The organism is Anabaenopsis tanganyikae CS-531, from assembly GCF_029891675.1.
In the GTDB taxonomy this organism is placed as follows: Bacteria; Cyanobacteriota; Cyanobacteriia; order Cyanobacteriales; family Nostocaceae; genus Anabaenopsis; species Anabaenopsis arnoldii.
This window is the reverse complement of sequence record NZ_JANQDF010000104.1, coordinates 1-10,491: the sequence shown is the minus strand read 5'-3', so window position 1 is coordinate 10,491 and position 10,491 is coordinate 1. Positions and strand designations below refer to the sequence as shown.

Annotated in this window: 7 protein-coding genes; 5 read left to right on the top strand and 2 right to left on the bottom strand. The window is 42.3% G+C overall.

The features are described from left to right. The first annotated feature begins 466 nt into the window (after window positions 1–466). From yidC to NWP22_RS10705, 5 genes are all read left to right on the top strand, one after another. A complete protein-coding gene (gene yidC, locus NWP22_RS10725) occupies window positions 467–1,609 on the top strand; it encodes a membrane protein insertase YidC (RefSeq protein WP_280801861.1) in 1,143 nt (380 codons plus the stop codon). Continuing rightward, window positions 1,609–2,130, top strand: coding sequence for a Jag family protein (locus tag NWP22_RS10720; RefSeq protein WP_425332613.1), 522 nt, complete (start codon window positions 1,609–1,611; stop codon window positions 2,128–2,130). The genes yidC and NWP22_RS10720 overlap by 1 nt, the downstream gene beginning before the upstream one ends. A gap of 173 nt (window positions 2,131–2,303) precedes the next feature. Then, window positions 2,304–2,810: a YceD family protein gene (locus tag NWP22_RS10715; protein WP_280801860.1), complete on the top strand. Its 507-nt coding sequence runs from the start codon at window positions 2,304–2,306 to the stop codon at window positions 2,808–2,810. A gap of 128 nt (window positions 2,811–2,938) precedes the next feature. Next, the gene (locus NWP22_RS10710; protein WP_280801859.1) at window positions 2,939–4,456 is read left to right on the top strand and encodes an AAA family ATPase; all 1,518 of its coding nucleotides are present in this window, start codon (window positions 2,939–2,941) and stop codon (window positions 4,454–4,456) included. 305 nt (window positions 4,457–4,761) lie between these two features. Continuing rightward, window positions 4,762–5,247 (top strand): SH3 domain-containing protein, encoded by a 486-nt coding sequence (locus tag NWP22_RS10705; protein ID WP_417006602.1) that lies wholly within the window; start codon window positions 4,762–4,764, stop codon window positions 5,245–5,247. Window positions 5,248–5,343: 96 nt separating this feature from the next. Here NWP22_RS10705 and sbcC read toward each other — a convergent pair whose 3' ends face one another. Then, window positions 5,344–8,370, bottom strand: coding sequence for an exonuclease subunit SbcC (gene sbcC / locus NWP22_RS10700; RefSeq protein ID WP_271733432.1), 3,027 nt, complete (start codon window positions 8,368–8,370; stop codon window positions 5,344–5,346). A 559-nt stretch (window positions 8,371–8,929) separates the two neighbouring features. Next, window positions 8,930–10,491: group II intron reverse transcriptase/maturase (gene ltrA / locus NWP22_RS10695; protein WP_280801858.1), on the bottom strand; the 1,562-nt coding region annotated here is incomplete at its 5' end.

Here is a 10,491-nt window from a genome sequence, read left to right as displayed (position 1 = left end):
ATAAGTGAGTTAAGAAAATCGCCCACTTGATATATAATCCTACGATATCAAGTATTGAATTAAGACTATTGCCAACGCGAAAACCAAGCAATGATAGCGGTAGTCTTTCTTGGAAATCTTAACTTGAGAAATATCGCGTCTGGCTAAGGCGTGCAAGTCTACTAAGGGATAACCGCTCCCATGCTCCCGTTGAAGTAGAAAGTAAAGTCTAGCTTTGTCTAGGTTTTATATAGCAGTAATAGAGACGCGATTCGTCGCGTTTCTACAAAATAGTAGGGACTAGCGAATGTAACACTTACTTTAATCTAGTAAGCTATAAATATAAAAAATAGAGCGGGATGGCATTCCGTTCTTAGAGCCGAGAGCCTCCTGTGCAACAGCGGGATTCTCTGGGCGGCCTGCACAAAAGTGTAGGAGTATGTCACATTCAGATTAGTTTACAGTAACTCAGGTTGAATTCAGAATAATGGATTTTGGTATCGGGTTTCTCTCAAACAACGTGATGCTGCCAATCATAGATTTTTTCTATGGGATTGTGCCTAGCTATGGATTGGCGATCGTTGCCTTGACATTGATAATCCGCTTCGCGCTCTATCCCCTGAGTGCTGGTTCAATTCGTAATATGCGGAAAATGCGAATTGTGCAACCTCTGATGCAGAAGCGGATGGCAGAAATTAAAGAGCGCTATAAGGACGATCAGCAAAAGCAGCAAGAGGAAATGGTCAATGTCCAAAAAGAATTTGGTAACCCATTAGCAGGATGTCTGCCCCTATTGCTGCAAATGCCAGTATTATTAGCGCTGTTTGCCACATTGCGGGGTTCACCTTTTGCTGGTGCAAACTACAGCGTTAACCTGCAAATTTTTCCGGCTGAACAAATTGAACGAATTCAACCCCAGGCCTTTGCTACCGCTCCCCAAAACATCTACATTGCTGATGGAGAGCACGTTCGTGTCACTGCTATTCTACCCGGAGGTAACAAATTAGCCGTAGGAGAAAAAACTAAGATCCAATATCAAACTCTTGATGGTAAACCATTTCAGGCGCTTTTAGCAGAACACCCAGAAAATAACCTCATTCCTCAATGGAAAGTCATGAAAGGGGAAGAGAGGGTCAAAATAGATGCCCAGGGCAATATAGAAGCCTTGGAACCGGGAGACGTGACCATTCAAGGCTCAATTCCTGGACTAGCAGCAGAAAAAGGATTTTTGTTTATAGAAGCTTTGGGTAGAGTTGGTGCTATAGATCCTGATGGTAAAGTCCACTGGGATATTGTCTCGATGATCATATTTTTTGGCATCAGCCTTTATGTCAGCCAAATGATTTCCGGGCAGAATTCTGGTGGTGGTAACCCGCAACAAGATACAGTTAACAAAATCACACCAGTTATATTTTCTGGAATGTTTTTGTTCTTCCCCCTACCAGCTGGGGTATTAATGTATATGGTGATTGGTAATATTTTCCAAACTGCCCAAACTTATATTCTCTCCCGTGAACCTCTACCGGAGGGACTACAACAAATTGTAGCCACCCAAGAGAAAGAAGCCGCAGCAGAACAGAGAAGTTTACCATTTGAGCCCAAAAGTTCTAAGAAAAAGACTACAGGTTGATGATGCTTGACAGTGGGATGCACAGAGGGCAGCAGTGGTTAAAAACCCTGCTGCGACTAACAGGAATACCTGCGGAGATTCAAGGGAATTTAGAAACTGACCCCTCTCAATTTGACAATTCCCCAGAAACAGATAGCTACTGGTTGACTATTGATGAAACTAACCTGACCCAGAAACAAATCCAAGTTTTAATTGGCGCTAACGGTTCAGTGCTAGATGCGATTCAGTATTTAGCCAACTCGGTGCTAAACCTCAACCAGCCCCCAGGGTTACAAGCCTCTTATACCATTGATCTGAATGGGTACCGCCTCAAAAGACAAGGGGAAATTCGCGCTTTGGCAGAAGCAGCAGCGGAGGAGGTACGCGCTTCTGGTAGGGAAGTAGAAATAAAGTCTCTCAGTGCTGCTGAAAGGCGGCAAATCCATTCTTTCTTCCAAGAATTTGCAGATTTGCAAACTTTTAGCCGTGGACGAGAGCCGCACCGTCATTTGGTGGTCTGTCCAGCGCCGACAGTTGAATAGTACGGTTTAAACCGGATTATATCATAAAAAGCTTGTAAATACAAAATTTCTCTTCTGTTCAAAAGCTAAAACAGAGTTATGAGAAATTTGGGTTAAAAACCCCGTCCTTCTAGGACGGCTTTATGGTTTTTGTCACAGCAAAATATAACTGTTCGTGATTATATCGAAATCCTATGGACGCGATTTTTATTCCCCAACTTACCAAAGCCCCGGAGCGGAGAGAGGAAATCGAAGTTAAAGAGTTTCTCCCTGGTCTGGAAAGCTTAACACCTGTTCGTGGTCGCTTGCGGATAGAGCATCATGGCAATTATTTACAAGTATCTGGGAAAGCGGAAACAATTGTTACTTGTACTTGTAACCGCTGTTTGCAGCAATATAACCATCGTTTAATAGTGAATACCAAAGAAGTTATTTGGTTAGATGAAGCTGCTAATCAAATACAGGATATACCTTTAGAGAGGGAAGTAGTGATGGAAGATTTGCTGGAAACCCTCTCACCTGATGGTTATTTTTATCCGAGTGAGTGGTTATATGAGCAGATGTGCTTGGAATTGCCTCAGCGCCAGCTTTGTAACCTCAATTGTCCGGGTATTTTGACTGCTAAGGTTGATAGTTCAGACAAGCCCGTTGATAGTCGTTGGGCTTCTTTGGAAGCGTTAAAAAAGCAACTTCCGGGGTGAGTAAATGTTTTAAGTTGTAGTGCTTGTGATCAGCCTGAAAAACGATTTATTAGTTTAACCATTGATCAATACACCCGGTTTCTGAGAGCCGGGTTTTTTAAATAAATATTTTTAAGTTTTGAAAAATTATGAACTTTCGTGAAGAATTTAAATTGTTGCTACGCGCCCGCTACCCTTTGATTTATATCCCCACTTATGAAGAGGAACGGGTAGAAGCCGCAATCCGGGAAGAAGCTACAAACCAAGGAAACCGTCCTGTATACACCTGGGATTTTGTGGATGGCTACCAGGGAAACCCCAATGATACAGGGTTTGGCAAGCGTAACCCGTTGCAAGCTTTGGAATTTGTGGAAAAGTTGCCAGCTTCTGCCCCTGCTGTCTTGATTTTACGTGATTATCATCGATTTTTAGATGATGTGGCGATCGCCCGCAAACTTCGCAACTTAGCTAAACTCCTGAAGTCCCAACCGAAAAATCTGGTATTGCTGTCGCCGCGGGTTGCTATTCCTGACGATTTAACCGAAGTTCTCACGGTGGTGGAGTTTCCTTTACCCGCAGCGCCGGAAATTAAAGCTGAGGTGGAAAGGTTAGTACAAAGCACTGGTAATAATTCCCTATCGGTGAAAGTTATCGATGACTTGGTGCGTTCCTGTCAAGGTCTGTCCATGGAACGGATACGGCGGGTTTTGGCGCGAGCCATCGCATCCCATGGAGAATTACAACCAGAGGATGTAGACTTAGTTTTAGAGGAAAAGCGCCAAACTATCCGCCAAACCCAAATCCTGGACTTTTACCCAGCCACTGAGCAAATTTCTGATATAGGGGGACTAGATAACCTCAAAGATTGGTTACTGCGTCGGGGAGGCTCGTTTACTGATAAGGCGCGACAGTACGGATTACCCCACCCCCGTGGTTTAATGTTGTTAGGTATTCAAGGAACAGGTAAATCTTTAACAGCAAAAGCGATCGCTCATCACTGGCATTTACCCCTACTACGTTTAGATGTAGGACGCTTATTTGGTGGTTTAGTGGGTGAGTCAGAATCCCGTACACGCCAAATGATTCAGGTAGCAGAAGCCCTCGCCCCCTGTGTATTGTGGATTGATGAGATTGATAAGGCTTTTTCCGGACTGGGTAGTAAAGGTGATGCAGGTACTACTAGCCGTGTGTTTGGTACTTTTATTACCTGGTTAGCTGAAAAAACTTCGCCTGTATTTGTTGTTTCCACTGCTAATGATATCCAAGCCCTACCCCCGGAAATGTTGCGTAAAGGGCGATTTGATGAAATTTTCTTTGTGGGTTTACCTACTCAAGATGAAAGAAAAGCAATTTTTAACGTTCATTTATCCCGACTGCGCCCCCATAAAATCAAAGGTTATGATGTGGAGAGATTAGCTTATGAAACGCCGGATTTTTCAGGAGCCGAAATTGAGCAAACTTTGATTGAAGCCATGCACATTGGATTTAGTCAAAACCGCGATTTTACTACTGATGATATTCTGGAAGCTGCGAGCCAGATTATACCCCTGGCGCGAACGGCTGTGGAGCAAATTCAACAATTACAAGAATGGGCTGCATCTGGGAGGGCGCGTTTAGCCTCGAAACACAATATTTTGGGTGATACTTTCGGTAAGTTACGTAATTAATCATTCGGATGTTAAGTAGGTCAACGTACTTAATTAAAGATAAAACGTCATTGCGTTAGCGAAGCTTGGCGTTAGCCATACGGAACGAAGTGGAGTGAAGCAATCCGTAACAGTAAGGATACAAGCAAAGTCAGAGGCGATCGCATCTTTGTGCATCCTGTGTATCAAAGCCTTGATGAATAATTAGCAATAGTAAGGCGGCACTCACTTTTTTTTATCATCAAGTTACCGTAATTTTACACTGGCTGCTCCAGTACATTTTTTATCGGAGTGGTCAATATTTAATTATGAATTACTATTGACTATTGACCATTGACGATGAGGTTTTAACTGTGCTGTCTAGTTTACTAAAATTTATCTTAGGAGTTTTCTTAGCGATCGCTATTTTAATCGGTAGCGGTGTTACGGTTGCATTTTATTTCATTAATCGAAATTTAATCTCCCCGCCTAAACCTATTTTTGCAAATGACCGTACGTCTTTACCACAAGAAGCTCCTCAAACAACTGAGGTAAATATTATATCCACCCCTGAACCAACTCCCCCGGAAACTCCCCCGGAAACTCCCACGGAAACATTACCACCGGGGGCTTACCGAGGCCGTGTGACCTGGACTGAAGGCTTAAGTGTGCGAGCTGAACCAACGTTGGATGCTCCCCGTGTGGCTGGGGTGGGGGTGAATGAAGAACTGATTATCTTGGAAGAAAGCCAGGATAAAAGATGGCAAAAAATTCGCACTCAAAGCCAACAGGAAGGTTGGGTAAGAATAGGTAATACGGAACGAATTGATTAATTGATCATGAAAATGCTGAAAACCCCTGCAGAAACAGCAACGTAGTTAGGTTTCTCGTACTTTAGGCACAGGGGTGTGGGCAGAACTTTTTCAGAGTTAAATTGATAAGCTTACCTGGGAACCTTGCTGAGTTTTATTCACCTCAATGCGGGCTTGAAAAGCTTCTTTAAGATGGGGCATATGGGTAACTGTGAGGATACAGGCAAAATCAGAGGCGATAGTATTAATGGAGGCAATTAGGCGATCGCATCCTTCGGCATCCTGTGTACCAAAGCCTTCATCTATAATTAATAATTGCAACGCTGCACCAGCCCTCTGTGCCAGTAATTTTGCTAGGGCTAAACGGATAGCAAAGTTAATTCTAAACGCTTCGCCACCGGAGTAAGTCTCATAGGCTCGTGTTCCCCTGGAATCGGCTATTAAAATATCTAAGGTATCAATCAGCTTGGCGCTTTTCTTCTTGGCGTTACTACTCCGCCCAGCTTTTTGAGTAATAAATTGTACGTGCAATTGATTAGCACTCAACCGCGATAACAGTTGATTGGTCTCAGCTTCCAGTTGAGGTAAGACGTTCTCAATCATCATTGCTTGGATACCATTTTTACCAAATGCTTGCGCCAATTCCTGATAAACTCGTTGTTGCTGCTTACAAGTTTGTAGTTCCTGCTGTTGTTCCTCATACTGGGTTTGCAGGTTTGCCAATTGTAACATCACCTGTTCTAAACGCCCCAGATGTGATATATAATCATCAAGTTCTTGTCGGCGTGTGTGAATTTTCTGCTCTAAAGCGTTGATTTGCTCCGTGGGATTGGCTGATTGCTCTAACTGTTCGGTAATATTTGCAATTTGGGTCAGGAGTTTTTCCCGTTCTTGCAATCTTTCCCTCCTAGAAGCGTCTAAATCCTGCCATCGTTGCTGGAGTTGGGGATGCTGCTGCTGGGCTGATAAAAGTTGCTGATAACGCAATTGCCAAGATTGAGCTTGGCGTAAAGCTTGGCGCAGGCTGTTATGTTGCTCTGAACTGTAACCGATTTCGGCAATCTGACGCTCAAGTTGAGAAATTTGTTTCGCACAGTCAGAATCAGTTTTATCCTGCTGGATTTTAGTGTGTAATTGGGCAATATTCCCTTGTAATTCTGGTTTGCGGGCGGCTATTTGCGCTTGTCGCTTGGCTGCGTCTTTAATTTGCCCTTGTTTAATTTCTGCCCACCGCCACCGCTCTACTTCACTGCGAGCCAGAGCGTGGTCTTGCTCATTATAATTCAGTTGTTGTAAATATTCATCTAATTGTCGCAGTTCCGCCTGTTGATCTGGGGCGTAATCACCCACTTCCAGCGATCGCTCTAAATGCCGCTTTTCAGTAGCTAATTGTTGTAATTCTTGCTCAGTGTCCTTAATAGATTGCAGTTGTGCAGCTAACTGACCTCTTTGTTCTCGTAGATTATCATAAGGGGACAATTTATGATGTATTTCCCGATATTCCTGTCTGAGTAGTTGAATTTCTCGATCTGATACTGCCTTTTGTTCCCGGAATACCCACAACTGGTCTTCAGTATCCTTGTAGTCATCTTTAGTTTTATCTACGACACGATTCCAGTGATGTTCATCTAAAGGACGCTCACACAAGGGACAAATTGCATCAGGGGTGCGGAGCATTTGCAATTTTTGCTCCAACTCCCCCAATAATCTTTCATATTCCCGTTCTTGAGCTTGTAGACGTTCCATAAAGTGCCGTCTTTCCTGTCCTTTTTCCTGTACTCGTTGCAGGTAAACTTTATCTTTCTCCATTTGGGAAATCTGGCTTTCTAACTCTCTGGCCGCTTGTTGTAGTTGCTGTTGACGTTGTGAGGAGCTTTTTAGTTGGTTTTCTCTAGCTTGTAACTGTTCTAGACGTGCTACAACCCCCGCATGAACTTTATCCAGTTGAGTTTGCAGGTTTTGCCGTTGTTGTAACAAAGGAGAAACTTGCATTTGCAGTTGATCTAATTGAGTTAAACGCCGACGGGCGGATATCAGTTGTGCTAAAGCAGCTTCTACTTCAGCAGATTTATGAAGAGTTTCCTGAATTTCTCGCTCTTGGGGTTCTAAGGCTAATAATTGTCCTTCAACTTGTTGTAGTTCCCTTTCTAGTTCGTGAATTTGGCTAGTTAGTTGCTGTTGCTTTTGTTGCAGCAGTGCCGTTGCACGGGTGTATTCTTGAAACTTAGTTGCTAAGGCTTCTTCTTGCAACTCCAGATTTTGATAGTGCCTAAAGCCGTTATGTATTTCAGGTTCCTGATTTAATATTGCTTCTAAATCTGATAGCTGAGTTTGAATTGCTGATTGTTCCTGTTGCAGGCGATCGCTATCTTGAGTTAAATTTTGCTGTTGTTGCCTATAAAAATTAAGTTGTTGCTCCCAATTTTGGCGCTGATGCTCGACAAGTTGCAAACTTTGTAATTGAATCTTCTCAAAGGCCTGAACCTGTTGCAGTTGGTTGAGTTGCGTTTCCAATTCTGCTTTTTGGGCTGCGGTTACTTCCCGTTGTTGCAGCTGAATTTGACTCGACTCCAGAGTACGCTCTAACTCCTCAGCCCTAGCCTTAAACTGGCGAGATGCATCTTTTGCTCTTTCTTCGAGTTGATCATATTGATTGAGTTTTAATAACTCTGCTAAAATTTCCTTGCGTTCACTGGGACGCTTGATCATAAATTCGTCAGCACGACCTTGACGCAGGTAGGCAGAATTAATAAAAGTATCATAATCAAGCTTGATGTGTTGTAAAATCAAGTCCTGGGTGGCTCTGACACCTTTACCAGTTAGGGCGCGAAACCCAGAAGTTGTTTCAATTTGAAATTCTAGGACACCACTAGCACCCCTAACTCTTGTGCGAATCACCCGATATTTTTGCTGGTTACATTGAAAAATATAATCCACCCGAACTTCTTTCGCCCCTGAATGAATCACATCATCTTCAACACCAGCGCGGCTTTCACCCCAAATTGCCCATGTGATTGCTTCTAACAGAGAAGACTTACCGGCACCATTAGAACCACAAATACAAGCCGTATGCAAACCGCTAAAATCTAAAGTTGCATCACGGTAACTGAGAAAGTTTTTGAGGATAAGTTGTACTGGAATCATTGAGGCTACAGCACCACATCTAAGTGTTTTCCTATTTGGCAGTACAGATGCACTATTTGATAGTTTAGCTATGTGCTTCTTACTATTGTAGTATTTAAGTCCGTAATTTTACTAAACTTAACAATATGATGACGCAATTTTTCATATTAGGCAAATTATTTTGCTGATTTGACCTAAAAGAAAATCATCCTGCTTGTGGGAGTTGTATTGATATGGTTTGAACGTTTTCCTTTACCAAATCTTAATCAATCTTTTTTATCTGGTGAGCAAGAATGTCAGATGCATATTTACAAGCATTTCATCTGCGCTATGCAAGGGGGGACTTTCCTCGCCACTGCACAAGATTGATCATATGAGGATGTGTCTTCTATTTACTTGAAGAGTGCTGCAATTGGTGAGATATCTATTGCCATAGCATCATTTTGACCTGTCCCTAGTATCAAAAGTGCTAGCTGCAACAATATGAAAAACTTCTGGCTTAAGTTTTTTTGTTTGAATATATAACTATAGTCACATTAAAACAATTAAACTAAACCGGTCAGTCACCCAACCGACTCGTCTACAAAACCGTACGTGAAACTTTCGCTTCATACGGCTCCTCGGTAATATGGTTCTTGTCATGAATACCTACAAGACTTCCATCACTGGCTGTCTTCTTGTCGTGGCAATGTCTGTGTAATAGTTGTAGATTCTTATATTCATCTTTTCCACCTTTAGATATGGGTAAGATGTGGTCAACTTCCATTACATCACCGTCCCTAAAGTAGTGCCCACATTCTGGACATTTACCCTTTTGCCTTTTAAGTAAGGTCGCTACTCTTTTATTGACTTCGGGATGGTTTGTCATTCTTGAACTCCAGTACACCCAATTACCATCAAATGGTGAAGTATTGCCTTTAACCTTAACATGACGCACTATTGGAGTCTCTGGGTGTCTATACAGTTTGATGAATTTATCATCCATCTTAGCTGCAAATTCCCATTTATTGTCCCCAATTGTATGCCAGTATTTCTTGGTTATCCATTTATCGGTTTTATTAGGGTGTCGGTGCTTTGCCCATCTGTAAAGCCGTCGGTAAACCTGATTAGAAATCTTAGAAAAAACCTCTTTGCTTACTACGGATGAGTAGTAATTACACCATCCCCTAATTATAGGGTTAAGCTTACTTATCAATCCCAGTTGTGGTGTTGGTAAGTTTCTTTTAATGGTGTCCGAAACCTTTTCGTAATGATTCTTAGCAGATTTCTTAGATGGGGTGATGATGGTTTTAAATCCTAGTATTTCCTTGTTTGTGTTCAATCCTGAGTTGTATTTACCAACCGGGTGTTGTCTCACATTAAAGCCAAGAAAATCAAATCCTGGTTTCTCTGATTGGTGTTCATACAAAGTATGAGCCAATCTGGTCTTACTAGGTTTTAATTCCAATCCCATTTCATTTAGCCATTTGACTAAGATTTCCCTGCATTGTTCAATTACTGTTAGGTTTTCATGTAAGATGACAAAATCATCTGCATATCTAATGATTGATATCGCCCAAGCCTTATCCCTTTTAGCGCCTTTACCTGGTAATTGTAAGGCATATTCTTTAAGAATTTCCTCCATACCGTGTAGGGCTACATTTGCCAGTAGAGGGGATATCACACCACCTTGGGGTGTGCCTTCTTCTGTGGAGAATAAGACTTTGCTATCAACCACACCTGCTTTTAACCACACTTTGATTTGACGGCGTAGTTTAGGGTAGGTGTTCAGTTTCTTTAACAATGCTTGATGGTTAATCTTGTCAAAACACTTAGCGATATCAGCATCTAATACAAATTTTGGTTTGTATCTGATGGCACTGAATATTGATCCTATGGCATCATGACATGAACGCCCTGGTCTGAATCCATATGAATTAGGTTCAAACTTTGCTTCCCATTCTGGTTCTAATGCCAATTTGACAAGCGCTTGTAATGCCCTATCATACATGGTAGGTATTCCTAATGGTCTTTTCTCATCCCTTCCAGGTTTGTCTATCCAGACTCTCCTGGTTGGTTTGGATTTAGACCCTAGTTTTAACCCCTTCACCAATTCTAGTCTCTCGCTGGGTGATAAAGCTTTTACTCCATCTACACCGGCGG

What these genes read in the sequence shown, in the direction of transcription:
- yidC (WP_280801861.1), top strand. Translation starts at nt 467, where the DNA reads ATGGATTTTGGTATCGGGTTTCTCTCAAACAACGTGATGCTGCCAATC.
- NWP22_RS10720 (WP_425332613.1), top strand. Translation starts at nt 1,609, where the DNA reads ATGATGCTTGACAGTGGGATGCACAGAGGGCAGCAGTGGTTAAAAACC.
- NWP22_RS10715 (WP_280801860.1), top strand. Translation starts at nt 2,304, where the DNA reads ATGGACGCGATTTTTATTCCCCAACTTACCAAAGCCCCGGAGCGGAGA.
- NWP22_RS10710 (WP_280801859.1), top strand. Translation starts at nt 2,939, where the DNA reads ATGAACTTTCGTGAAGAATTTAAATTGTTGCTACGCGCCCGCTACCCT.
- sbcC (WP_271733432.1), bottom strand. Translation starts at nt 8,370, where the DNA reads ATGATTCCAGTACAACTTATCCTCAAAAACTTTCTCAGTTACCGTGAT.